Consider the following 23,920-nt stretch of genomic DNA (forward strand, 5'->3'; position numbering starts at 1 on the left):
GCCTTCAAATACTGGCTAAATGCCCTGCCAGAACCGCCAAAGCTGGTTAGACTCGCTGTATTCCCGGTCGGTGTGGCGCAGGGTCTTAAACTTGCAGGATGTAGCCGCCAACACTGTTCAATGGACTTTTTTCGCTCGGGCCTTATCACATGATGCAAACAGCCTCGATGGATCAACGCAGCTTTCGCAAGCTACTCGCCCGCAACGTCGGCCTGCCGCTGGGCGTCGGGCTGCTGGGCGCCGTGGCGTTTGTGGCGGTGATCAACTACCTGCTCTCGGCCATGCAATGGGTCGAGCACACCGATCGGGTGATCGGCAATGCCAACGAAACGGTCAAGCTGTCGATCGACATGGAAACCGGCATGCGCGGTTACCTGCTGACCGGCGAAGAGCGTTTTCTTGACCCCTACGAGGTGGCCAAGCCGCGTATTTTCAGCAGCCTGGACAGCCTCAAGGGGATGGTGGCGGACAACCCGCAACAGGTCGAGCGGATCGAGCGGCTGATCGCTCTGCAGCGGGAGTGGAACAACTTTGGCGGCGAGATGATCAACCTGCGCCGTAGCAAAGGTGACTATCAGCTGCCGATCGGCTCCGGCCGTGGCAAGCGCATCACCGACGAGATCCGCAAGGAATTCGACAGCTTCATCAGCACCGAACAGCAACTGCGCATGGCACGCAACGAGAAGGTCAGTGCGGTCACCGTCACCGCCATCTCGGCTTTCGTCCTGTTCATCGTTGCCCTCAGCGGGCTGCTCGCCTTCCTTGGGCGGCGCGACCTGCTGGCGCTCTCGGCCAGCTACGCCGACAACCTGCAGGCGCAGCAGCGCGCTGCCGAGGGCCTGGAGCACCAGGCCTGGCTGCGCGCCGGGCAGACCCAGCTGGGCGAACAGATGATGGGGCAACTGACGCTGCCCATGCTCGGCGACAACATCCTGCGTTGTTTCGCCGGCTACCTGGGGAGCGTGGTCGGCGCCCTTTATGTGCGTGACGAGCACGGGCACCTGGTGCGGGTGGCCAGCTACGGCCTGGATGCCGAGCAGCAAGGCAAAGAGCAGGTGCTGGGAGAGCATGGCGGCCTGCTGGCCCAGGCCGTGATGCAGGGGCGGCTGATCCGCCTGGATGACTTGCCCGAGGATTACTACCAGCTCAGCTCCGGCCTTGGCCGTGGTTTGCCGCGCAGCGGCCTGCTGATGCCTGCCCGGGATGATGGCCGTATCAATGGGATCGTAGAAATCGGCTTCCTGCGCCCATTGCACGAGCGTGATGTCGAGCTGCTGGAACGCGTTGCCGAGAACATCGGCATCTCCATCGAAAGCGCCCGCTACCGCCAGCGGCTGCAGGAAGTGCTGGCCGAGACCCAGCAGCTCAACGAGGAACTGCAGGTCCAGCAGGAGGAGCTCAAGTCGGCCAACGAAGAGCTGGAAGAACAGTCGCGGGTGCTCAAGGAGTCCCAGGCCTACCTGGAGACGCAACAGGCGGAGCTGGAGCAGACCAACGAACAACTGGCCGAGCGCACCGATGCCCTGGACCGCAAGAACAGCGAGCTGAACCAGGCCCAGGTGGAGCTGCAGGCGCGCGCCGACGACCTGCAGCGATCGAGCAAGTACAAGTCGGAATTCCTCGCCAACATGTCCCACGAGCTGCGCACGCCGCTCAACAGCTCGCTGATCCTGGCCAAGCTGCTGGCCGAGAACGGTGAGGGCAACCTCAGCCAGGAGCAGGTCAAGTTCGCCGAGTCGATCTACTCGGCCGGCAACGACCTGCTCAACCTGATCAACGACATCCTCGACATCGCCAAGGTCGAGGCCGGCAAGCTTGAAGTGCGCGCCGAAACCACCCCGCTGGAGCGCCTGGTCGAAGGCCTGCAGAGCATGTTCCGACCGCTGGCCCAGGACAAGGGCCTGGACTTCGAGGTACAGCTCGAACAACCCCTGCCGGCGACACTGTTCACCGACCGCCAACGCCTCGAGCAGATCCTCAAGAACCTGCTGTCCAACGCCGTCAAGTTCACCGAGCGCGGCCAGGTGAGCCTGCGCATCAGCCACCAGGTGGGCATGGGCATCGTGTTCGCCGTGCGCGACACCGGCATCGGCATTGCCGCCGACCAGCAGCAGGCGATCTTCGGCGCCTTCCACCAGGTCGACGGCACCAGCAACCGCCGCTATGGCGGCACCGGGCTGGGCCTGTCGATCTCGCGCGACCTGGCCCACCTGCTCGGCGGGCAGATCAGCGTCGACAGCAGCCCGGGGCAGGGCAGCGTGTTCAACCTGATCCTGCCCGAGCGCTACGAGCCCTCGGGCGAGCAGAAAACCGTGCACAGCCTGCGCCCGGCGGTCGATGAACTGCCCCCGGCGCCGCAGGTAGTGGTGCCGGCGCGTGCCGAACGGCCGAAACCTGCGTTCACCGACGACCGCGAACTGGCGCCGTTCAGCAACCGCTGCATCCTGGTGGTCGAGGACGAACCGAACTTCGCCCGCATCCTCTACGACCTGGCCCACGAACTGGGCTACAGCTGCCTGGTGGCGCAGAGCGCCGACGAAGGCTTCGAACTGGCCGCCCAGTACCTGCCCGACGCCATCCTGCTGGACATGCGCCTGCCCGACCATTCCGGGCTCACCGTGCTGCAGCGCCTCAAGGAGCAGGCCGGCACCCGGCATATCCCGGTGCACATCATCTCGGTGGAAGACCGCGTCGAGGCGGCCATGCACATGGGCGCGGTGGGCTACGCGGTAAAACCCACCAGTCGCGACGAGCTCAAGGCTGTGTTCGCCCGTCTGGAGGCCAAGCTTACCCAGAAGCTCAAGCACATCCTGCTGGTGGAAGACGACGACCTGCAGCGCGAGAGCATCGCCCGCCTGATCGGCGACGACGACATCCAGATCACCGCCGTGGCCCTGGCCCAGGACGCCCTGGCGCTGCTGCGCGAGAACATCTACGACTGCATGATCATCGACCTCAAGCTGCCCGACATGCTCGGCAACGAGCTGCTCAAGCGCATGACCGCCGAGGACATCCGCAGCTTCCCGCCGGTGATCGTCTACACCGGGCGCAACCTCACCCGCGAGGAAGAGGCCGACCTGCTCAAATACTCGCGCTCGATCATCATCAAGGGCGCACGCTCGCCGGAGCGCCTGCTCGACGAAGTCACGCTGTTCCTGCACAAGGTCGAGTCGCAGCTGTCCAACGAGCGCCAGCGCATGCTCAAGACCGCGCGCAGCCGCGACAAGGTGTTCGAGGGGCGCAAGATCCTGCTGGTGGACGACGATGTGCGCAACATCTTCGCCCTCACCAGCGCCCTGGAGCACAAAGGCGCCATCGTCGAGATCGGCCGCAACGGGCGTGAAGCCATCGAGGCGCTCGAGGCCAACGACGACATCGACCTGGTGCTGATGGACGTGATGATGCCGGAGATGGACGGTTACGAAGCCACTCGCCTGATCCGCCAGCAGCCGCGCTGGCGCAAGCTGCCGATCATCGCCGTGACCGCCAAGGCGATGAAGGACGACCAGCAGCGCTGCCTGCAGGCCGGCGCCAACGATTACCTGGCCAAACCGATCGACCTGGACCGCTTGTTCTCGCTGATCCGCGTGTGGCTGCCGCAATTGGAGCGAATCTGACATCTTGACCAGTGAACGCAACACCGACATTGAAATCCGGCTGCTGATCGAGGCGATCTACCTCAAGTACAGCTACGATTTTCGCGACTACTCCGGCGCTTCGATCAAGCGCCGGATCCTGCACGCCCTGCGCCAGTTCGACTGCCGCACGGTGACCGCGCTGCAGGAGCGCGTGCTGCACGACCCGGGCATGTTCATGGAGCTGCTGCAGTACCTGACGATCCCGGTCAGCGAGATGTTCCGCGACCCCGGGCACTTCCTGGCGCTGCGCAACGAAGTGGTGCCGCTGCTGCGCACCTGGCCCTCGATCAAGATCTGGATCGCCGGTTGCAGCACGGGCGAGGAGGTCTATTCCATGGCCATCCTGCTGCGCGAGGAGGGCTTGCTGGAGCGCACCATCCTGTACGCCACCGACATCAACCCGCACTCGCTGGAGCGCGCCAAGCAGGGCATCTATTCGCTGCAGAGCATGCGCGAGTACGAAGAGAACTACCGCAAGGCCGGTGGCCAGCGCGACTTCGCCGAGTACTACACCGCCGCCTACGGCAACGCCATCATGGACAGCAGCCTGCGCGACAACGTGACCTTCGCCGACCACAGCCTGGCCACCGACAGCGTGTTTTCCGAGACCCAGCTGGTGTCGTGCCGCAACGTGCTGATCTATTTCAACAAGACCCTGCAGGACCGCGCCCTGGGGTTGTTCCACGAGTCGCTGTGCCACCGCGGCTTCCTGGTGCTGGGCAGCAAGGAGTCGGTGGATTTCTCGGCCTACAGCGACGGTTTCGAGCCGCTGGTGCGGCCTGAACGGATCTACCGCAAGTCATGAACGGCGTGCGTGCGGTGGTCATCGGTGCCTCGGCGGGCGGCGTCAGCGCGCTGTTCAGCGTGCTCGGCGCGTTGCCGCAAGGTTTCGCCATCCCGGTGCTGTGCGTGCTGCACCTGCCGGACAACCGCCACAGCCAGCTGGCTGAAGTGCTGCAGCGCCGCCTGCACCGCCCGGTGCGCGAAGCCTGCGACAAGGCACCTATCGAAGCGGGGCTGATCTACGTCGCCGGCCCCCGCTACCACCTGTCGGTGGAGCAGGACCTGACGCTTTCCCTCAGCCAGGAAGAGCCGGTGCATTTTTCCCGGCCGGCCATCGACTACCTGTTCGCCTCGGCGGCGGACGCCTACGGCCCGGGCCTGCTCGGTATACTGCTGACCGGTGCCAACGAAGACGGCGCCCGGGGGCTGTTGCAGATCAAACAAAGGGGCGGCCGGACCGTGGTCCAGGACCCTCGCGATGCGCAGGTCGCGCTGATGCCGGAGGCCGCCCTGGCCCTGCACCGCCCCGACCATATCCTTTCCCTGAGCGGTATCGGGCAGTTGCTCGCCACCTTGGAACCCCACGCATGCTAAGCAACATCACCGCCAAACTGCTGATCGTCGACGACCTGCCGGAAAACCTGCTGGCCCTCGGTGCCCTGATCCAGGGCGAGGACCGCGAGGTCCACCAGGCCCAGTCGGCGGAACAGGCGTTGTCGCTGCTGCTCGACCACGAGTTCGCCCTGGCCATCCTCGACGTGCAGATGCCCGGCATGAACGGCTTCGAACTGGCCGAGCTGATGCGCGGCATGGAGAAGACCCGCAACGTGCCCATCGTCTTCGTCACGGCTGCCGGGCGCGAAATGAACTACGCCTTCAAGGGGTATGAAAGCGGCGCGGTGGACTTCCTGCACAAGCCGCTGGATACCGTCGCGGTGAAGAGCAAGGTGTCGGTGTTCATCGACCTGTTCCGCCAGCGCAAGGCCCTCGACCGCCAGTTGCAGGCGCTGGAGCGCAGCCGCGCCGAACAGGAGCAACTGCTGGCGCAGCTGCAGGTGGCACGCGGCGAGTTGGAGCGAGCGGTGCGCATGCGCGACGACTTCATGTCGATCGTCTCCCACGAGGTGCGTACCCCGCTCAACGGCCTGATCCTGGAAACCCAGCTGCGCCGCATGCACCTGTCGCGCGGTAACCTGGCGGCGTTCAGCGAAGACAAGCTCAAGGCCATGGTCGAGCGTGACGAACGGCAGATCAACAGCCTGATCCGCCTGGTCGAGGACATGCTCGACGTGTCGCGCATCCGCACCGGCAAGCTGTCGATCCGGCCCAAGGCCTTCGACCTCGGCCAGCTGGTGCAAGGCCTGGTGCAGAACTTCAGCGCCCAGGCCGGTGCCCTTGAAACCCATATCGAACTGCAGCGTTGCCAGACCCTGCACGGTGAGTGGGACGAGTTTCGCATTGAGCAAGTACTGGCCAACCTGCTGTCCAATGCCTTGCGCTATGGCGAGCGCAAGCCGGTGCAGGTGCGTTTGTTCGAGGATGGCGCCATGGCCTGCGTGCAGGTGCAGGATTCAGGCATCGGCATCAGTGCGCAGAACCAGCAGCGGATCTTCCAGCAGTTCGAGCGCGTCGCCGCCCAGCAGGCCAGCGGCGGGCTGGGCCTGGGGCTGTATATTTCCGAGCAGATCGTATTGGCCCATGGCGGGCGGATCCAGGTCGACAGCAGCGAGGGCAGCGGTGCCACCTTCAGCGTCTACCTGCCGTTGCCACGGGTGCAGCAGCAAAGCGACCACACACAGGCAACCTCGGCGTAGTGCCGGGGTCTGATTGCCAACTGAGTTGAATGTGAAGGCGTTGTCATGAGCGAAGATGCACAAGATGTCGTATTGATCGTCGAGGACGAACCGGCGATCCGCATGATCCTGCGCGATTACCTGGCGGGCGAGGGCTACCACGTGCTGGTGGCCGAAGACGGCGAACAGGCGTTCGCGATTCTGGCCAGCAAACCGCACCTGGACCTGATGGTCACCGACTTTCGCCTGCCGGGCGGCATCACCGGGGTGGAGATTGCCGAGCCTGCGGTGAAGTTGCGGCCTGAGCTGAAGGTTATCTTCATCAGTGGCTACCCGGCGGAGATCCTCGAGTCGGGCAGCCCGATCGCGCGCAAGGCGCCGATCCTGGCCAAGCCGTTCGATCTGGATACGCTGCATGAGCAGATTCAGCTGTTGTTGCGTTAGGTTTTGCACGAAAAGTGGCAACCATGTCTGCGCACACCTGTCCACCCTGTGTCCGGTCCATGCATATCGGGTAAAGGAGCGCTTCACGCTCCATCGCGGGGCAAGCCCGCTCCCACAAGACTTTTCGTACAGAGCCTGGACATGTTTTGAAAGCATGGCTGGTAAATATAAGTTACACACCTGTGCGGGTGTTTAAGTGATGCTTGAAACTTTCCAAGAATATTGCCGCTAAGTTCAAGCATTTCTAAGGGCTGTTAATGAGGCTCTCAAAGTGTTGTAAAGTTTTTTTAACGCGCAGGTTTGCGCTGCATTCGGCGCCTGCGGGCATGGACGTATGACAAGTGACAACGGCCATCAAAAAGAACTGCAACTGAAGGCAAAATGCCATTAAGATTCGCCGGTCTTGTACGACAACATGATATTCGCCCAGCTTGGATGGCCAGGCACCTATTGGATTCTTCTCCATGCTTTTGCGTAACTTGCGCTTGCAAACCAAACTCTTGTTGGCACTTACCGTGGTCAATGTGATCAGCATTGCCTCCTTCATCAGTTACGCCCAGTACTCCAAGTCCCAGGATATTCGCCAGCAGATCGACAATCGTCTGCGCACCGTCGCTTATGCGGTGCCGCGGCTGCTCGGCGCGGACTACCTCGAGCGCACGCGTCAGCCCAACGGTTTGAAAGAGGGCGAGTACCAGGCCCAGGTGCTCAATCTTGGGGAGTATGCGGCGCAGGTTGATCTGAAGTATGCCTACGGCTTGATGGTCGATGCTCAAGGGCAGGTGTTCTATCTGGCCGACGGCGCCAGTGCCAAGGATATTGCCTCCGGCAACTACTCCAAACACATGGAGCATTACCAAGACGCCAGCCCGGCCGTCATTGAAGCGGCACGTAGTGGTCAGGTGCAGTTCGATGAGTACACCGACAGCTATGGCAGCTTTCGCTCGATCTTCCTGCCGCTGCGAAGTGCCAGCGGCCAGGACTATGTAGTGGGCGTGGACGTTACTCTCGATGCACTGCAACAGGCGATCCAGGCCAGCCTGCAGCGCTTGCTGCTGATCGGCGCGGCGACGTTCCTGGTGGGGCTGCTACTGTCCTGGATGGCTGCACGCATGCTGGTGCGCGGCATTCATCACCTCACCGGCCAGCTGAACCACATCGCCGACAGGCGCGACCTGTCTTCCACGGTCACCGTGCTGTCCGGCGATGAAATGGGGCAGATGGGCGAGCGTCTGTCCAACCTGCTGCAGGACCTGCGCGAGACACTGGGCAGCGCCTCCGGCATGGCCGACAGCAACCAGCGGCTGGCAGACATCTTCCTGCAGCTTTCCGACGAGATCACCCTGCGTATCCAGCAGGCGGGTGGGCAGTTGGCCGATATCAACCAGCACGGCCAGTCGATTCGCCAGGCCGCCGAGCATTCCTCCAGCCTGGCCGACACCGTTCGCGTAGATCTGAAGTCCGCTGTCGGCGAGCTGAGCCGGACCCACCAGGAATTGCAGCGGCTGATCGGCGACGTGCACCAGAGCACGTCGGCAAGCATCGAGCTGGCAAGCGACCTGCAGCACCTGAGCAGCGAGGCCGAGCAGATTGGCCAGGTACTGCAGATGGTCGCCGGGATTTCCGACCAGACCAACCTGCTGGCGCTTAACGCCGCCATCGAAGCTGCCCGTGCCGGCGAAGCCGGGCGAGGTTTTGCGGTGGTCGCTGACGAAGTGCGCAAGTTGGCCTTGCAGACCCAGGGCGTGCTGGGCGATGCCAACCAGGTGATCAATTCGGTCACCAGCGGCATTCGCCAGATCGCCGAGCGCATGGGCAGCACCGCAGAGCAGTCGCGCAACCTGGCCGTGGCATCCGACAGTACGCTGGGCGTCATCGATGGGCTGGTGCGGCAGATGGGGCAGGTCAGCGGTACCATGGACCGCGCCCTGGCCAGCAGTGAAGAAATCCAGCATGCGGTCACCGACATCACCGGTCGCCTGGGCGGCATGCATGAAACCTTCGAGCATACCCATCAGGGCATTGCCGAGATCCATGATTCGGCCAGCGCACTGGGCAGCACCGCCCGGGCACTCAAGGGCGGCTTGAGCGTGTTCCGCACCTGAACGCTCGGCGTGCCTCGAGCGTTCAAGGCAAGAGCACCGATGTCAGCCCATGTAATCCGCGGGCGGCGCCGGCAGCTCGGCCAGTAGATTGCGCAGCCCTGTGCACCATTGGCTGCGAATCTGGCTGTAATAGGGATCATCCTGGGTAATGCGATAGCTCTGTGTCGGGCCGAATGCATCCTTGCGATACACCAGCACATCCAGCGGCATGCCCACCGACAGGTTGCTGCGGATGGTCGAGTCGAACGAGATCAACCCACAGCGCAATGCCTCGTCCAGTGACGTGCGGTAGGTCAGGTTGCGGTCGAGGATCGGCTTGCCGTACTTGCTTTCGCCCAGTTGCAGGAACGGTGTGTCCTCCGTGGCCTGAATAAAGTTGCCTTGCGGATACACGCTGTAGACCCCCATGGGCCCGCCGGCGATCTGCCCGCCCACCAGCAACGAGCAGCTCAGGTCGACCTTGCTCGCCAGCTTGCTGCGGTCGCGGGTGACCACCTCGCGAATGGTCGCGGCCACCAGCACGGTAGCGTCGTACAGCGTGCGTACGTTCAACAGATGGCTGCCCGTGCCGTTGCAGCGCTGGCGCAGCAGGTTGACCACCGATTGCGAGGTGGCCAGGTTGCCCGCGCTCTGCAGGACGATCAGGCGCTCGCCGGGGGTGCTGAAAATGAACAGTTTGCGAAAGGTCGAGATCTGGTCGATCCCGGCGTTGGTGCGCGAATCGGAGACAAACACCAGCCCGTCGGCCAGGTGCATGGCCACGCAGTACGTCATGTGGTTTACCTGTGTAGGTTGAATGACCCCGGCGTCAGTGCAACGACGGGGTCGCTGTGGGTCTTGGCTTACTGTTGCTGCCCCTGCAGCAGTGACCGGACCTGGACCTGCGCCAGCATCGACTCGGCGCCGCCGCCCCGGCGCATGCCGCGGACCGGGCAGGCGTCGAGGTAGTCCAGGCCCACCGCCAGTTTCAGGTGGCGATCGGGCCTGGCCAGGCGGTTGGTCACATCGAAGCTGTACCAGCCATCGCCTAGCCAGGCCTCGGCCCAGGCGTGGCTGGCCAGGTGGCTGGCATCCTCGGTGCACAGGTAGCCGGACACGTAGCGCGCCGGGATGCCCAGGCTGCGGGCGCAGGCGAGGAAGGCATGGGTGTGATCCTGGCACACGCCCACCCCGGCGGCAAAGGCCTCGGCAGCGGTGCTGTCGACCGCCGTCGCCCCTGGGCTGTACAGCATGCGCTCGGCCAGCCGCTCCATCAGCATGACCAGCGCGGCACGGTCGCGGCGGCTACCGCAGTGTTGCCTGGCAAAGTCGATCAGCGCTGCGTCGGCCTGGGTCAGGCGGCTGGTGCGCAGGAACGGCAAGGGCGACTGGCTGTCGTGCTCGACCTCGAGCGTGGGGTCGATCTCGACCTGGCCCTGGGCACTCAGCGCCAGGGCGCTGTGCGGCTCTTCCAGGGTCAACACGTGCAGCACGTTGCCGTAGGGGTCGAGCTGGCTGCGCACCTGCTTGGGCATCTGCACCTGCCAGGCGAGGATCTGCTGGCGGGCGTTGCTCTGCGGCGTCAGGCGCAGGAACTGGATGCTGGCGCTCACCTGGTTGGCGTAGGTGTAGCGGGTGTCGTGGTGGATGGCGAGCTTCATACGACCTCCAGGTAGGAGTGGTGAACAGTCTGGCTGAGCTGGCGAATGCGCTCGATGAAGTCGGTCAGCCATGGGTGCAGGCCGGCTTCGAGGATTTCGTCGATGCCGGTGTAGCGCAGCCGCGCATTGAGCTCGGCGGCCATGCGCTGCGAGGCGCGGCCACTGGTGCTGGGCAGGCCGGCGAGGATATGGTCCAGCTCCTCGATGCAGGCATGCAGCGAGCGCGGCACGTCGGCGCGCAACAGCAGCAGCTCCGACACCTGGCGGGCGCTGGGCGCGTTGCGGTAGATCTCGTTGAACGCCTCGAACGATGACAGCGCGCGCAGCAGGGCGCTCCACTGGTAGTAGCCACGGGCCGAGTGGTCGCTGACCTCTTCCGATGCCTCGCCGAACATTTCGTAGCGCACATCCAGCAGGCGCAGGGTGTTGTCCGCTCGCTCCAGGAAGGTGCCCAGGCGAATGAAGCAGTAGGCGTCGTTGCGCATGATGGTGCCCGCCGTGGCGCCGCGGAACAGGTGCGAGCGCTCCTTGACCCAGTCACAGAACTGGCTCATGCCATAGCGTGCCAGGCCGTTGCTGGCGATGTTGCGCATCTCCAGCCAAGTGGCGTTGATGTTCTCCCACATGTCGCCGGTGATCCGCCCGCGTACCGCATGGGCATTGGTGCGCGCCGCCTGCAGGCAGCAGTAGATGCTGCCGGGGTTGGTCTCGTCGAAGGCGAAGAAATGCAGCATGCGCGCGGTGTCGAGCTCGGCGTGGCGCTGGTTGTAGTCATCCAGGGTGCCGGCCGCCAGCAACGACATGGCCAGTTCGGCGCGGCCGTCGCTGCGCCCGGCCTGGGGCATCAGCGACAGTGAATAGCTGACTTCGAGCATGCGCGCCAGGTTCTCGGCGCGCTCCAGGTAACGGGACATCCAGTAGAGGTCCGAAGCGGTTCTTGAAAGCATGTGTCAGTCCTCCACTACCCAGGTGTCCTTGGTGCCGCCACCCTGGGACGAGTTCACCACCAGCGAGCCTTCGCGCAGCGCCACCCGGGTCAGGCCGCCGGGCACCAGGCGGGTTTCGCTGCCCGACAGCACGAAGGGGCGCAGGTCGATATGGCGCGGGGCGATGCCGTTCTCGACGAAGGTCGGGCAGGTCGACAGGCACAGCGTAGGTTGGGCGATGTAGGCCTCGGGGCGGGCCTTGAGGCGCGCGCGGAAGTCTTCGATCTCTGCCGCCGTGGCCGCCGGCCCGACCAGCATGCCGTAGCCGCCGGAACCCTGGGTTTCCTTGACCACCAGCTCCGGCAGGTGGGCCAGCACGTGGGACAGCTCCTTGGGGTTGCGGCACTGCCAGGTCGGCACGTTGTTGAGGATCGGCTCCTCGTCGAGGTAGAAGCGGATCATCGCGTCGACATAGGGGTAGATCGACTTGTCATCGGCAAGGCCTGTACCTATGGCATTGGCCAGCACCACGTTGCCCGAGCGGTAGGCCGCGATCAGGCCGGGCACCCCCAGCATCGAGTCGGGGTTGAACGACAGCGGGTCGAGGTAGGCATCGTCGAGGCGCCGGTAGATCACGTCCACCTGCCTGGGGCCGGCGGTGGTGCGCATGAACACATGGCCGTCGCGCACGAACAGGTCGGCGCCTTCCACCAGTTCCACACCCATCTCACGGGCCAGGAAGGCATGTTCGAAGTAGGCGCTGTTGAAGCGGCCCGGGGTCAACACCACGGCGGTGGGGTTTTCCAGCGGGCTGGCGCTCTTGAGGGTATCGAGCAGCAGGTTGGGGTAGTGGTCGATGGGCGCCACCCGCTGGCTGGCGAACAGCTCGGGGAACAGGCGCATCATCATCTTGCGGTCTTCGAGCATGTAGCTCACACCGCTGGGCGTGCGCAGGTTGTCTTCGAGCACGTAATAGCTGCCGTCACCGTCGCGCACCAGGTCGACGCCGGCGATGTGGGCGTAGAGATCGCGGTGCAAGTTCAGGCCTTGCATGGCGATCTGGTAGCCCTCGTTGGCCAGCACCTGCTCGGCCGGGATGATGCCTTGCTTGAGGATGTGCTGGTCGTGGTAGACGTCGGCCAGGAACAGATTCAACGCCTGCACCCGCTGGATGCAGCCGCGCTCGACTTTCTTCCATTCGCTGGCCTTGATGCTGCGGGGGATGATGTCGAAGGGGATCAGGCGCTCGGTGCCCTGTTCGTCGCCATACAGGGTGAAGGTGATGCCGGCGCGGTGGAACAGCAAGTCCGCTTCCCGTCGGCGCTGCGCCAGCAACTCGGGCGGTGTGTCTGCCAGCCAGCGTGCAAACGGCTGGTAGTGGGGACGGCAGGCACCGTCGGCGTCATACATTTCATTGAAAAAAGCTCGGGACATACCGCACTCCTTGCCGCACAAACCCACGGCATTTTCCTGCAACTTGGCTATTTCACGATGCGAGATCCTGCGAGCGAAGATGAGTTCTGGTTTTTATCGGCACCTCAGTGTGCGTTGACAACTTCCTGCTGCGCGTCGAGCGGGCGATGCGTTGCGCAGGTAAACAAAGTCTTTGCAATGGAAGTGCCGGAAATCCAATAAGCCGCGAATCAGCTGATTATTTTTAAAAACAATCGCTGGCGCGCTTTATTTATTCAATAAAGCGACGCTTTTGGCTGGGGGAGGCGGGGTGGGTTTGTTTGCGTGCTGACGGACTGCCAGGCGAGCCCGCGCCAAAACGGGGCGTGGCAGGCCGGCGTTGGTGTTTTTGAACCAATACGGGGAGGGCGGCCGTTCAGGCCGAGAATACGATCCCGGTGCGCAAGGCGGCACTGCGGATATGTTCCTGCATCGCTTTCTGCGCGGCAGGGGCCGAATGCCTGGCCAGCGCGTTGAGGATCTTCTTATGCTCTTTCCAGGTTTCCATGGCCCGTTCCGGGCGAATGAATGGCAACTTCTGGCTCTCTATGTAAATGGCCTCGCTGGCCATGACTATCTGTAGCATCGCCAGGTTGCCACTGGCCTCGAGAATGCCCCGATGAAACGCAAAGTCCAGGCGCGCCGCCGCTTCGAAGTTGCGCGCCTTCAACTCGATGCCCATTGCTTCCACATTCTCCGCCAGTGCATCGAGGGCCTCGGCGGTCAGGCCATTGGCAGCCTGGCCAGCGGCAAAGCCTTCGAGCACATAGCGCAACTGGAAGGTATCGGCGGCCGATACCTGGGCTGCAAACGGCCAGGCAAATCCTGAAGCCGAGGCTGGCTGTTCAGCTTTCGGCGCCTTGACGAACACCCCTTTGCCCGGCTGCACGCTGACCACGCCCATGGCACTCAAGGATGACAGGGCCTCACGCAGTGACGCACGGCTGACCCCCAGGTTCTGCGCCAGTTCGCGTTGCGCGGGCAGGGCGTCGCCCGGCTGGTATTCGCCCTCGTCGATCAGGCGCTGGATGGCCTGCAAAGCGAGTTCGGGAACGGCGCCGCGAAGGGGGGTGTCGAGCATCGGTACAGACCCATCCAATCAAAGAAGCTGCCGTTTTACGACGTTCTTCACCGTGCACGCAAGTTTGGCCCTGTGCTGGTGCAACGGCGCGGTCGCTGCCATTTAACGGGGATTTTTCTGCAGGATGCCGGGCCCGAGGGCGTCAACTGTTCAGACCAGTAATACCGCCAAGCACGAGGCCTGCGGGCGATTTCCCGGTGTTTTGCAGCGTCATGGCACGTCGGCTGCAAGGGTTCAGCAAACAGCTGCCCATCACCACCCGAGGTCTTGACCATGAACACTATGCGCAAATGCCTGCTGGCCACACTCCTGTGTGGCAGTGCCCTGATGCAGTCGATCGCCCACGCCGATACCCTCAGCGACATCAGCCAGCGCGGTGTGCTGAAGGTCGCCGTGCCCCAGGACTTCCCGCCGTTCGGCTCGGTCGGCCCCGACCTGAAACCGCGCGGCCTGGACATCGACACGGCGCAACTGTTGGCCGACAAGCTCGGGGTGAAGCTGGCCCTCACCCCGGTCAACAGCACCAACCGCATCCCCTTCCTGACCACCGGCAAAGTCGACCTGGTGATCTCGAGCCTGGGCAAGAACTCGGAGCGCGAGAAGGTGGTGGACTTCTCCAAACCCTACGCGCCGTTCTACCTCGGCGTGTTCGGCCCCGAAGCCAGCAGCATCGACACTCTCGATGCGCTCAACGGCAAGACCATCAGCGTCACCCGTGGCGCCATCGAAGACATGGAGCTGAGCGCGGTGGCCCCGCAAGGCGCGACCATCAAGCGTTTCGAAGACAACAACTCGACCATCGCCGCCTACCTGTCCGGGCAGGTCGACCTGATCGCCAGCGGCAGCGTGGTGATGTCGGCCATTGCGGCGAAGAACCCGGCCAAGGTGCCGGTGCTCAAGCTCAAGCTCAAGGACTCGCCGGTGTACGTGGGCATGGCCAAGGAGCAGCCGGCGCTGCGCGCCAAGGTCGATGAAATCCTGGTGCAGGCCAAGGCCGACGGCAGCCTTGGGCGCAATGCCGAGAAGTGGCTCAAGCAACCGTTGCCCGCCGATTTCGAGTGACCTTGAATGATGGCCTATCAATTCGATTTCGCCGCCGCATTGCAGCAGGGTGACCTGCTGCTCAAGGGCGCGCTGTTCACCCTGGAACTGACGGTGATCGGCACCCTCGCAGGCATTGCCCTGGGCATCGTCGGCGCGCTGGTGCGGGCCTGGCAGCTGCGGCCGTTCAACTGGCTGTTCGGGGTGTATGTGGAGCTGATCCGCAACACGCCGTTCATCGTCCAGCTGTTCTTCATCTTCTTCGGCTTGCCGGCCCTTGGCGTGCGTATGAGCGAGTGGCAGGCGGCGGTGCTGGCCATGGTGATCAACCTCGGCGCCTATTCCACCGAGATCATCCGCGCCGGCATCCAGGCCATCCCGCGCGGGCAGCTGGAAGCCGCCTCGGCGCTGGCGATGACGCGTTTCGAGACGTTCCGCCACGTGATCCTGCGCCCGGCCCTGGCCAAGGTGTGGCCGGCGCTGTCGAGCCAGATCGTCATCGTCATGCTGGGGTCGGCGGTGTGTTCGCAGATCGCCACCGAAGAGCTGTCGTTCGCCGCCAACTTCATCCAGTCGCGTAACTTCCGCGCGTTCGAAACCTACCTGTTCACCACCTTGCTGTACCTGGCCATGGCCATTGGCGTGCGGCAATTGCTGAACCTGTTCGGCCGGCGCGTGATCGTGGGGAGACGCTGATGGATTTCACCTTGTGGGATATCGTGCGCAACCTGTTCACCGGGTTGCAATGGACCTTGCTGCTGTCGCTGGTGGCGTTCGTCTGCGGCGGCGCCATGGGCTTGCTGATGCTGCTGGCGCGGATCAGCGACAACGGCTGCTTGCGGGTGTTGGCCCGTGGCTACATCGAGCTGTTCCAGGGCACGCCGCTGCTGATGCAGCTGTTCATCGTGTTCTTCGGCATCGCCCTGTTCGGCATCGACGTGTCGGCCTGGGCGGCGGCGGCGGTGGCCCTGACGCTGTTCACCAGTGCGTTCCTCGCCGAAATCTGGCGCGGCTGCGTGGAGTCGATCCCGCGCGGGCAGTGGGAGGCCAGCGCCAGCCTGGCGCTGCGCCGTGGCGAGCAGCTGCGCCATGTAGTGCTGCCCCAGGCGCTGCGCCTGGCCGTGGCGCCGACCGTGGGCTTTTCGGTGCAGGTGGTCAAGGGCACGGCCGTGACCTCGATCATCGGTTTCACCGAGCTGACCAAGACCGGCGGCATGCTGGCCAACGCCACCTTCGAACCGTTCCTGATCTACGGCCTGGTGTCGCTGGGCTACTTCATCCTGTGTTTTCCACTGTCGCTGGGTGCCCGCCACCTGGAGAGGAGGCTGCATGCCGCTGGTTAGCGTTTCTGCGTTGCACAAGTACTACGGGGACAACCACGTGCTCAAGGGCGTCGACCTGAGCATCGAGGAAGGCGAAGTGGTGGCGATCATCGGCCGAAGCGGCTCGGGCAAAAGCACCTTGCTGCGTACCCTGAACGGGCTGGAGTCGATCAATGACGGTGTGATCGAAGTCGACGGCGAATACCTGGACGCGGCACGCGCCGACTTGCGCAGCTTGCGCCAGAAGGTCGGGATGATCTTCCAGCAGTTCAACCTGTTCCCGCACCTGAGCGTGGGCGAGAACGTGATGCTGGCGCCGCAGTTGGTGAAGAAGACGCCCAAGGCCGAGGCCCGGCAACTGGCGCGCAGGATGCTGGAGCGGGTAGGGCTGGAAGCCAAGTTCGATGCCTACCCCGACCAGCTGTCCGGCGGCCAGCAACAGCGCGTGGCGATTGCCCGGGCGCTGGCGATGTCGCCCAAGGTGCTGCTGTGCGACGAGATCACCTCGGCGCTCGACCCGGAGCTGGTGAGTGAAGTGCTCGGCGTGGTGAGGGGGTTGGCCAAGGAGGGCATGACGTTGGTGATGGTCACCCATGAAATGCGCTTTGCCCGCGAGGTGGGCGACAAGCTGGTGTTCATGCACCAGGGCAAGGTGCATGAGGTTGGTGATCCGAAGAGCTTGTTCGATGCACCGAAGACGGCGGAGCTGGCGAATTTTATTGGGAGTGTGGGGTAGGAGGGGCTGGCTTGGGATTGCATGAGGGCCACCAGGTGTTCGGCGATGATTTTGCAGGGCCCTCAAGATCGAGCGCCGCCCGCGCGGCGCATCGCTGGCAAGCCAGCTCCCACATCTGTTTCGGGCCAGTCACTCCTGTGATTTCATCGCTGTCCGCCTTGTTGGTACGACGCGGTATTGTGGTGGGCACCACTGGCGCTTCACCCGACTTGAGACATGCACCAAGGCGTGCAGCGGTACCTTCACAGGAGTAATTGGCCCGAAACAGATGTGGGAGCTGGCTTGCCAGCGATGCGCCGCGCGGGCGGCGCTCGATCTCACAGGCGCTGCAAAAACACCGCCAGGCACCTGGTGGCCCTCACCCAATCCCCACCCCATAAAAAAGCCCCGACAACCAAGGCCATCGGGGCAAACGGTTGGGGGAGGATCCAACCAAAGGAGCTTTCAATTCAACAGGTCATTCAGCGCGTACTGGCCACCACCTCCGGCTGCCAGCCACCACCCAGGGCCTTGTAGATCGCCACGATGCCGCTGTACAACTCGACCTCGCCCTGGGCCTGGGCGTCTTCGGCGCTCAGGCGTTCGCGCTCGGCATCGAGCAGCACCAGGTAATCCACCGTCCCTTCGCGGTAGCGCACCGAGGCCAGCTCGGCGGCCTTGCGGCTGGCATCGCTCTGGCGCATCAGCGCCAGCAAGCGCTGCTGGCGCTTGCCGTAGTCGCTGAAGGCGTTGGCCGACTCTTCCAGGGCCAGCAGCACCTGCTGCTCATAGTTGGCCAGTGCGCCGTCGGCATCGGCCTCGGCGCCACGCAGGCGGGCGCGCACGCTGCCCAGGTCGAATGCCGCCCACGTGATGCTCGGGCCCAGCGCCCAGGCGTTGGAGGCGGCCGAGCCGATCTGCGAGCCGCGCGCGGCGGTGAAACCGAGGAAACCGCTGAGGCTCACCCGTGGGAACAGGTCGGCGGTGGCCACGCCCACATTGGCGGTAGCCGCGGCCAGCTGGCGTTCGGCGCTGCGGATGTCCGGGCGGCGGCGCAGCAGCTCGCCGGGGTCGCCCACCGGCAGGGCCTTGGCGATGGCCGGCAGGGCCTTGGGCGACAGGTCCACGGTCAGGGCGTCCGGGCGCTGGCCGAGCAGGGTGGCGATGCGGTTCTTCGCCCGCACCTGAACCGCCTGCAACTGCGGCACGGTGGCTTCGACACCGGCCAGGCGGGCGTCGGCGCGCACCACATCGAGCTCGTTGCCGACCCCGGTGTCACGCAGGGTCACGGTAATGTCGCGCGATTGCTGCTGGGTCTTGAGGTTGGCCACGGCGATCTGCTCGCGCAGCTGGGCGCCGCGCAATTGACCGTAGGCATCCACCAGCTCGGCGATCAGGCTGACCTGCAGCTGCTGCAGGTCGGCCTCGGCGGCCGCTTCCTGCGCTTCGCTGGCTTCGATCTGGCGCTGGATACGGCCGAACAGGTCGAGCTCCCAGGCCATGTCCAGGCCCAGATCGTAACGCTCGCTGTTGACCCGGCGTTCGGTCTGGCCGGGGATCTGGCCCTTGCCCAGGTCGCTGCTGGCGCGGCTGGTGACCACCGGCAACTGGTCGTTGGCGGCGTCGTCGCGGATCGCCCGCGCCGCTTTCAGGCGGGCGAAGGCGATGCGCAGGTCACGGTTGCCGTCCAGCGAGGCTTGCACCAACTGGTTCAGTACCGGGTCGTCGAACTGCTTCCACCACACACTCTCGAAGCGGCTGCGGTCGAAGGCCTTGGCTTCAAGGCTGCTGTCGAGCCTGGCCGGCTCCGTGGCCGGGGCCTTGTAGTCCGGGCCCACGGCGCAGGCCGCCAGGGCCAGCGCCAACAGGCTCGGGGTCAGGGGTTTGAGCAGGTTCATGCATGGTTCTCCAGCGGCAGTGCGCGCTCGGCCTTGCGGGCCTGGCGACGCTCGACGAAGCGGCGGATCAGGAAGAAGAACACCGGGGTCAGGAACAGGCCGAACACGGTCACCCCGATCATCCCCGAGAACACCGCCACACCCATGGCGTGACGCATTTCCGAGCCGGCACCGGAGCTGAACACCAGCGGCACCACACCCATGATGAAGGCGATCGAGGTCATCAGGATCGGCCGCAGGCGCAGGCGGCAGGCTTCCAGTACCGCAGCCAGCGGGTCGAGGCCCTTGGCCTGTTCATCCTTGGCGAACTCGACGATCAGGATCGCGTTCTTGCACGCCAGGCCCACCAGTACGATCAAGCCGATCTGGGTGAAGATGTTGTTGTCGCCACCCGAGACGATCACGCCAGTGATGGCCGACAGCAGGGTCATCGGCACGATCAGGATCACCGCCAGCGGCAGGCTCCAGCTTTCGTACTGGGCCGCCAGCACCAGGAACGCCAGCAGCACGCACAGCGGGAACACGAACAGCGCGGTGTTGCCCGAGAGGATCTGCTGGTAGGTCAGGTCGGTCCACTCGAAGGTCATGCCGTTGGGCAGCTCTTCTTTGAGCAGCTTCTCGATCGCCGCCTCGGCCTGGCCGGAGCTGTAGCCAGGGGCTGCGGCACCGTTGATCTCGGCGGTGATGAAGCCGTTGTAGTGCATGACGCGGTCAGGCCCCGAGGTATCGCTGACCTTGAGGAAGGTCGCCAGCGGGATCATCTCGCCCTGGTTGTTGCGCACCTTCAGCTGGCCGATCTGCTCGGCGTCGAGGCGGAACTGCTGTTCGGCCTGGACGTTGACCTGGTAGGTGCGGCCAAAGCGGTTGAAGTCGTTGGTGTACAGCGAGCCCAGGTAGACCTGCAGGGTGTCGAAGATGTCGGTGATCGCCACGCCGTGGGTCTTGGCCTTTTCCCGGTCGATGGCGGCATCGACCTGGGGCACGTTGACCTGGTAGCTGGTGAACAGGCCCGCCAGTTCCGGCACGTTGTGGCTCTTGGCGATGATGTTCTGGGTCTCTTTGTACAGCGCTTCGTAGCCCAGGTTGCCACGGTCCTCGATCTGCAGGCGGAAGCCGCCGATGGTGCCAAGGCCTTGTACCGGCGGTGGCGGGAAGATCGCGATGTAGGCGTCCTGGATATCGGCGAACTGGGCGTTCAAGGCTGCCGCGATGGCCGCCGCCGACTGGCTCGGGTCCTTGCGCTCGTCAAACGGCTTGAGCGGGGTGAACACGATGCCGCTGTTGGGGCTGTTGGTGAAACCGTTGATCGACAGGCCCGGGAAGGCCACCGAATCGGCCACGCCCGGCTGCTTGAGGGCGATCTCGCTCATGCGCTTGATCACCGCCTCGGTGCGGTCGAGGCTGGCCGCGTCAGGCAACTGAGCGAAGGCCACCAGGTACTGCTTGTCCTGGGCCGGGACGAAACCGGTCGGGGTGGTCGAGAAGCCCAGGTAGGTCAGGCCCATGAGGCCGGCGTAGACGAACAGGGCGATGCCGCTGGAACGGATGACCCGGCGCACGCCACCGACGTAGCCATGGCTGGCGCGGTCGAAGAAGCGGTTGAACGGGGCGAACAGCCAACTGCCCAGCAGTTTTTCCAGGAACCGCGAGAAACGGTCCTTGGGTGCGTGGTGGTCCTTGAGCAGCACGGCGGCCAGGGCCGGCGACAGGGTCAGCGAGTTGAACGCCGAGATCACGGTGGAGATGGCGATGGTCAGGGCGAACTGCTTGTAGAACTGCCCGGTAAGGCCAGAGATGAACGCCGCCGGCACGAACACGGCGCAAAGCACCAGCGCCGTGGCGATGATCGGCCCGGTCACTTCGCTCATGGCCTTTTGCGTGGCTTGCAGCGGTTTCAGGCCCAGCCCGATGTTGCGTTCGACGTTCTCCACCACCACGATGGCGTCGTCCACCACGATACCGATGGCCAGCACCAGGCCGAACAGCGACAGGGCGTTGAGCGAGAAGCCGAACAGGTGCATCACCGCGAAGGTACCGATCAGCGACACCGGCACGGCCAGCAACGGGATGATCGAGGCGCGCCAGGTCTGCAGGAACAGGATGACGACCAGTACCACCAGGATCAGCGCTTCGAACAGGGTGTGCACCACGGCCTCGATGGAGCCCCGGACGAACACGGTCGGGTCATAGACGATGCTGTAGTCCATGCCCTCGGGGAAGTCCTTCTTCAGCTCGGCCATCTTCGCCCGCACTTCGTCGGAGATCTCGATGGCGTTGGAGCCTGGGCGCTGGAAGATCGGGATGGCCACCGCCGGCTGGTTGTTCAGCAGCGAGCGCAGGGCGTACTGGCTGGAGCCGAGCTCGACCCGGGCGATGTCCTTCAGGCGAGTGATTTCGCCATCGGCACCGGCTCGGATGATGATGTTCTCGAACTCTTCCTCGTTGACCAGGCGGCCCTGGGTGTTGATCGACAGCTGGAAGCTGGTGGAGCCGGGGGCGGGCGGGGCGCCCAGCTGGCCGGCGGCGACCTGGCGGTTCTGTTCGCGGATCGCGGCCACCACATCGCTGGCGGTCAGGTTGCGCGAAGCGGTCTTGTTCGGGTCGAGCCATACCCGCAGCGAGTAGTCGCCCATGCCGAACAGTTGCACGTCACCCACGCCGCCCAGGCGAGCGAGCTCGTCCTTGATGTTGAGGATGGCGTAGTTGGACAGGTAGAGCATGTCGTAGCGGTTATCCGGCGAGGTCAGGTGCACGACCATGGTCAGGTCGGGCGAGGCCTTGTCGACGGTGATACCGATACGCGTCACTTCTTCCGGCAGCTTCGGCTGGGTACGGGTAACGCGGTTCTGCACCTGCACCTGGGCGTTGTCCAGGTCGGTGCCCAGGGCGAAGGTGATGGTCAGGGTGAGCTTGCCGTCGGCGGTGGACTGCGAGGACATGTACAGCATGTTCTCGACACCGGTGATGGCCTGCTCCAGCGGCGCGGCGACGGTTTCGCCGATGACCTTGGGGTTGGCGCCGGGGAAGTTGGCGCGCACCACCACGGTCGGCGGCACCACTTCGGGGTATTCGCTGATCGGCAGCTGGAACAGCGAGATCGAGCCCGCGATCAGCAGCACCAGCGACAGCACCGCAGCGAAGATCGGCCGGGTAATGAAGAATTTCGAGAAGTTCATCGGTGTTGTCCCTTAACCGCGTGGCGCTTGGGCGCTGGCGACTTTGACGTTGGCACCCGCGACTTTCGGCGCCGGGTTGCTGGCTTCGAGAGCCTGGCGCTGCTGGGCGAGGGCGGCGAGGGTCTGTTCGCTGGCCATCTGGGTTTCCTCAGGAGTGACTGGCGAGCCAGGGCGCACGCGCTGCAGGCCCTTGACCACGATGCGGTCGTCCTTGCCCAGGCCACTGCGCACGATGCGCAGGCCTTCGAGCTTCGGCCCCAGTTCCACGGCGCGGTAGGCGGCCTTGTTGTCCTTGTCCATAACCAGCACGAACTTCTTGCCAAGGTCGGTGCCGACCGCTTCGTCGTTGATCAGCACGGCGTCGTACTGGGCGCTGCCGACCAGCTTCAGGCGTGCGTACAGGCCGGGGGTGAACTGGCCGTCGCGGTTGTCGAACACGGCGCGGCCACGGATGGTGCCGGTGCGCGGGTTGACCTGGTTGTCGACGAAGTTCATCTGGCCCAGGTGCGGGTTACCGGTTTCGTTGGTCAGGCCCAGGTACACCGGGGTGCTCTGGCCACGCTGGCCGTCGCGTGCCAGCTGGGTGTACTTGAGGTACACGCGCTCGTCGGCGTCGAAGTAGGCGTACACCTTGTCGGTGGAGACCACGCTGGTCAGCGGTGTGACATCGGCGCTGACGATGTTGCCGGCGGTGAACTGGGCGCGGCTGACGCGGCCGCTGATCGGCGCGGTGACCCGGGTGAAGCTCAGGTTCAGGCGGGCCAGGTCCAGTTGTGCCTGGATGGCATCGACCCCGGCACGGGCTTCGGCGGCGGCGCTGCTGCGCGACTCGGCAAGCTCGGCGGAGATCGCGTTGCTGTCGCGCAGGCGCTCGCCACGGCGGGCCTCGTTGGCGCTGCGGATGGCGGTGGCCTTGGCCTGCTGCACCTGGGCTTCGAGGCGGCGTACTTCAGCCTGGAACGGGCGTGGGTCGATCTGGAACAGCAGATCGCCTTTTTTCACCTGGGCGCCTTCGGTGAAGGCCACCAGGTCGATCTGGCCAGAGACCCGTGGGCGCACCTCGACGGTTTCCGGCGCTTCCAGGCGGCCGGTGAACTCGTCCCATTCGTTGATCGGCTGCTCGATCACCTTGGCGACGCTGACCTTCGGTGCGGCGGGAGCCTGCATGGCGTCTGGTGCGCGGCCACAGGCGCTGAGCACCACCACTGCCAGGGCAGCGAGGGGGAAGCGCAAGGGTTTGAGTGAGTGGTCCATGGAGAACTCCGCCAATGTATTAGTAGTGGGCGGAGTGTGAGTGTGTTGCGCGCGACGCACGAATCGAACGCAGCGAAGGTTATTATCACGGGCAATGATATGAGCGATGGCGTTATCGATGATGACGCATGGTCAGGAGCATCGAGCCATCGATTCAGGTCATGCCGAAGTGCCGGATAACCAATGTTTCGTGTGGTAATGAACACCCTGTTTGAGCAACTGGTCATTTCGCAAGATTTACCGTACCGCTAGCTCATCCCTTTCCCGTCGATGCCTCGACGCGTTCCGACATACAGAGCGGCATCTGCTCACCATCATTTCGCCTTCCCAAGCCATGGCCAGGAAGGCTAGCCCCATGACCACCCTCACCGAGCACGACGTCGAGCTCGCCATTGCCCCGCTCGAAACCTTGCTCAGCGAGGACCTGGGCCTCGCCGCTGCTGCTGTCAACGACTGGCTGCACGGCATCAGCGGCGGCTTGCTCGACTTGCAGACCCTGCGCAACCTCGGTGAAAACACCCCTGTTGTTGCCAACGCCCTGGCCGCCGTGGATGTGCTGGCTGACCTCATCGAGTTGGTCGAACACCCTGGCAGCGACCCGCTGCTGTGGGCCAGCCTGGGTATCAACCTGATTGGCGTGGTGCCCTTTCCA

Annotated in this window: 19 protein-coding genes; 11 read left to right on the plus strand and 8 right to left on the minus strand. The window is 64.3% G+C overall.

Annotated elements, in window-relative coordinates; all coding sequences use genetic code 11:
• Positions 1 to 149 precede the first annotated feature (149 nt).
• The 6 genes from ACQ4N9_RS16770 to ACQ4N9_RS16795 all read left to right on the plus strand — a co-directional run bounded on the left by ACQ4N9_RS16770 (position 150) and on the right by ACQ4N9_RS16795 (position 8,763).
• Positions 150 to 3,617, plus strand: a complete 3,468-nt coding sequence (locus ACQ4N9_RS16770) for a response regulator (protein WP_390971020.1) — start codon at positions 150 to 152, stop codon at positions 3,615 to 3,617.
• A gap of 4 nt (positions 3,618 to 3,621) precedes the next feature.
• Positions 3,622 to 4,443 carry a CheR family methyltransferase gene (locus ACQ4N9_RS16775; protein WP_390971022.1) on the plus strand — a complete coding sequence of 274 codons (822 nt, stop codon included), beginning with the start codon at positions 3,622 to 3,624 and terminating at the stop codon, positions 4,441 to 4,443.
• Entirely contained in the window at positions 4,440 to 5,015 is a 576-nt protein-coding gene (locus tag ACQ4N9_RS16780; RefSeq protein WP_390971024.1) for a chemotaxis protein CheB, read from the plus strand. The genes ACQ4N9_RS16775 and ACQ4N9_RS16780 overlap by 4 nt, the downstream gene beginning before the upstream one ends.
• Positions 5,009 to 6,235, plus strand: a complete 1,227-nt coding sequence (locus ACQ4N9_RS16785) for a hybrid sensor histidine kinase/response regulator (RefSeq protein ID WP_390971025.1) — start codon at positions 5,009 to 5,011, stop codon at positions 6,233 to 6,235. The genes ACQ4N9_RS16780 and ACQ4N9_RS16785 overlap by 7 nt, the downstream gene beginning before the upstream one ends.
• A gap of 45 nt (positions 6,236 to 6,280) precedes the next feature.
• Positions 6,281 to 6,658 carry a response regulator gene (locus ACQ4N9_RS16790; RefSeq protein WP_390971027.1) on the plus strand — a complete coding sequence of 126 codons (378 nt, stop codon included), beginning with the start codon at positions 6,281 to 6,283 and terminating at the stop codon, positions 6,656 to 6,658.
• A gap of 464 nt (positions 6,659 to 7,122) precedes the next feature.
• A complete protein-coding gene (locus ACQ4N9_RS16795) occupies positions 7,123 to 8,763 on the plus strand; it encodes a methyl-accepting chemotaxis protein (protein ID WP_390971030.1) in 1,641 nt (546 codons plus the stop codon).
• A 42-nt stretch (positions 8,764 to 8,805) separates the two neighbouring features.
• Here the strand turns inward: ACQ4N9_RS16795 and ACQ4N9_RS16800 are convergent, their stop codons facing one another.
• From ACQ4N9_RS16800 to ACQ4N9_RS16820, 5 genes are all read right to left on the minus strand, one after another.
• Positions 8,806 to 9,537 (minus strand): peptidase, encoded by a 732-nt coding sequence (locus ACQ4N9_RS16800; protein WP_390971032.1) that lies wholly within the window; start codon positions 9,535 to 9,537, stop codon positions 8,806 to 8,808.
• Positions 9,538 to 9,605: 68 nt separating this feature from the next.
• Positions 9,606 to 10,403 carry a transglutaminase family protein gene (locus ACQ4N9_RS16805; protein WP_390971034.1) on the minus strand — a complete coding sequence of 266 codons (798 nt, stop codon included), beginning with the start codon at positions 10,401 to 10,403 and terminating at the stop codon, positions 9,606 to 9,608.
• Positions 10,400 to 11,350: an alpha-E domain-containing protein gene (locus tag ACQ4N9_RS16810; RefSeq protein ID WP_125463716.1), complete on the minus strand. Its 951-nt coding sequence runs from the start codon at positions 11,348 to 11,350 to the stop codon at positions 10,400 to 10,402. The genes ACQ4N9_RS16805 and ACQ4N9_RS16810 overlap by 4 nt, the downstream gene beginning before the upstream one ends.
• A 3-nt stretch (positions 11,351 to 11,353) precedes the next feature.
• Positions 11,354 to 12,763, minus strand: a complete 1,410-nt coding sequence (locus ACQ4N9_RS16815; RefSeq protein WP_390971036.1) for a circularly permuted type 2 ATP-grasp protein — start codon at positions 12,761 to 12,763, stop codon at positions 11,354 to 11,356.
• A gap of 394 nt (positions 12,764 to 13,157) precedes the next feature.
• Positions 13,158 to 13,862 (minus strand): FadR/GntR family transcriptional regulator, encoded by a 705-nt coding sequence (locus ACQ4N9_RS16820; protein WP_390971038.1) that lies wholly within the window; start codon positions 13,860 to 13,862, stop codon positions 13,158 to 13,160.
• A 273-nt stretch (positions 13,863 to 14,135) separates the two neighbouring features.
• Between ACQ4N9_RS16820 and ACQ4N9_RS16825 the strand changes: the two genes are divergently transcribed.
• The 4 genes from ACQ4N9_RS16825 to ACQ4N9_RS16840 are packed head-to-tail and all read left to right on the plus strand — an operon-like array spanning position 14,136 to position 16,961.
• On the plus strand, positions 14,136 to 14,924 hold the full coding sequence (locus ACQ4N9_RS16825; protein WP_390971040.1) for a transporter substrate-binding domain-containing protein: 789 nt from the start codon (positions 14,136 to 14,138) through the stop codon (positions 14,922 to 14,924).
• A 9-nt stretch (positions 14,925 to 14,933) separates the two neighbouring features.
• Positions 14,934 to 15,599, plus strand: a complete 666-nt coding sequence (locus tag ACQ4N9_RS16830; protein ID WP_390971055.1) for an amino acid ABC transporter permease — start codon at positions 14,934 to 14,936, stop codon at positions 15,597 to 15,599.
• Entirely contained in the window at positions 15,596 to 16,246 is a 651-nt protein-coding gene (locus ACQ4N9_RS16835) for an amino acid ABC transporter permease (RefSeq protein ID WP_347151459.1), read from the plus strand. Before ACQ4N9_RS16830 ends, ACQ4N9_RS16835 begins: the two co-directional genes overlap by 4 nt.
• Positions 16,233 to 16,961, plus strand: coding sequence for an amino acid ABC transporter ATP-binding protein (locus ACQ4N9_RS16840; RefSeq protein WP_390971042.1), 729 nt, complete (start codon positions 16,233 to 16,235; stop codon positions 16,959 to 16,961). Before ACQ4N9_RS16835 ends, ACQ4N9_RS16840 begins: the two co-directional genes overlap by 14 nt.
• A gap of 461 nt (positions 16,962 to 17,422) precedes the next feature.
• On the opposite strand, the gene ACQ4N9_RS16845 is transcribed toward ACQ4N9_RS16840, so the two are convergent.
• From ACQ4N9_RS16845 to mexE, 3 genes are read right to left on the minus strand one after another with little or no spacing between them, the layout of a single operon-like run.
• Positions 17,423 to 18,838: an efflux transporter outer membrane subunit gene (locus ACQ4N9_RS16845; protein ID WP_390971044.1), complete on the minus strand. Its 1,416-nt coding sequence runs from the start codon at positions 18,836 to 18,838 to the stop codon at positions 17,423 to 17,425.
• Positions 18,835 to 22,014 carry an efflux RND transporter permease subunit gene (locus tag ACQ4N9_RS16850; RefSeq protein ID WP_390971046.1) on the minus strand — a complete coding sequence of 1,060 codons (3,180 nt, stop codon included), beginning with the start codon at positions 22,012 to 22,014 and terminating at the stop codon, positions 18,835 to 18,837. Before ACQ4N9_RS16850 ends, ACQ4N9_RS16845 begins: the two co-directional genes overlap by 4 nt.
• Positions 22,015 to 22,026: 12 nt before the next feature.
• Entirely contained in the window at positions 22,027 to 23,268 is a 1,242-nt protein-coding gene (mexE, locus tag ACQ4N9_RS16855) for a multidrug efflux RND transporter periplasmic adaptor subunit MexE (RefSeq protein ID WP_125463725.1), read from the minus strand.
• Between the two features lie 355 nt (positions 23,269 to 23,623).
• Here mexE and ACQ4N9_RS16860 point away from each other — a divergent pair.
• A partial coding sequence (locus ACQ4N9_RS16860; protein ID WP_430933320.1) for a hypothetical protein occupies positions 23,624 to 23,920 on the plus strand: 297 nt, incomplete at its 3' end.

Origin of the sequence: Pseudomonas sp. ES1, assembly GCF_050586605.1 — a bacterium.
GTDB lineage: Bacteria > Pseudomonadota > Gammaproteobacteria > Pseudomonadales > Pseudomonadaceae > Aquipseudomonas > Aquipseudomonas sichuanensis.

What these genes read in the sequence shown, in the direction of transcription:
- ACQ4N9_RS16770 (WP_390971020.1), top strand. Translation starts at nt 150, where the DNA reads ATGATGCAAACAGCCTCGATGGATCAACGCAGCTTTCGCAAGCTACTC.
- ACQ4N9_RS16780 (WP_390971024.1), top strand. Translation starts at nt 4,440, where the DNA reads ATGAACGGCGTGCGTGCGGTGGTCATCGGTGCCTCGGCGGGCGGCGTC.
- ACQ4N9_RS16785 (WP_390971025.1), top strand. Translation starts at nt 5,009, where the DNA reads ATGCTAAGCAACATCACCGCCAAACTGCTGATCGTCGACGACCTGCCG.
- ACQ4N9_RS16790 (WP_390971027.1), top strand. Translation starts at nt 6,281, where the DNA reads ATGAGCGAAGATGCACAAGATGTCGTATTGATCGTCGAGGACGAACCG.
- ACQ4N9_RS16795 (WP_390971030.1), top strand. Translation starts at nt 7,123, where the DNA reads ATGCTTTTGCGTAACTTGCGCTTGCAAACCAAACTCTTGTTGGCACTT.
- ACQ4N9_RS16800 (WP_390971032.1), bottom strand. Translation starts at nt 9,537, where the DNA reads ATGACGTACTGCGTGGCCATGCACCTGGCCGACGGGCTGGTGTTTGTC.
- ACQ4N9_RS16805 (WP_390971034.1), bottom strand. Translation starts at nt 10,403, where the DNA reads ATGAAGCTCGCCATCCACCACGACACCCGCTACACCTACGCCAACCAG.
- ACQ4N9_RS16810 (WP_125463716.1), bottom strand. Translation starts at nt 11,350, where the DNA reads ATGCTTTCAAGAACCGCTTCGGACCTCTACTGGATGTCCCGTTACCTG.
- ACQ4N9_RS16815 (WP_390971036.1), bottom strand. Translation starts at nt 12,763, where the DNA reads ATGTCCCGAGCTTTTTTCAATGAAATGTATGACGCCGACGGTGCCTGC.
- ACQ4N9_RS16820 (WP_390971038.1), bottom strand. Translation starts at nt 13,862, where the DNA reads ATGCTCGACACCCCCCTTCGCGGCGCCGTTCCCGAACTCGCTTTGCAG.
- ACQ4N9_RS16825 (WP_390971040.1), top strand. Translation starts at nt 14,136, where the DNA reads ATGAACACTATGCGCAAATGCCTGCTGGCCACACTCCTGTGTGGCAGT.
- ACQ4N9_RS16830 (WP_390971055.1), top strand. Translation starts at nt 14,934, where the DNA reads ATGGCCTATCAATTCGATTTCGCCGCCGCATTGCAGCAGGGTGACCTG.
- ACQ4N9_RS16840 (WP_390971042.1), top strand. Translation starts at nt 16,233, where the DNA reads ATGCCGCTGGTTAGCGTTTCTGCGTTGCACAAGTACTACGGGGACAAC.
- ACQ4N9_RS16845 (WP_390971044.1), bottom strand. Translation starts at nt 18,838, where the DNA reads ATGAACCTGCTCAAACCCCTGACCCCGAGCCTGTTGGCGCTGGCCCTG.
- ACQ4N9_RS16850 (WP_390971046.1), bottom strand. Translation starts at nt 22,014, where the DNA reads ATGAACTTCTCGAAATTCTTCATTACCCGGCCGATCTTCGCTGCGGTG.
- mexE (WP_125463725.1), bottom strand. Translation starts at nt 23,268, where the DNA reads ATGGACCACTCACTCAAACCCTTGCGCTTCCCCCTCGCTGCCCTGGCA.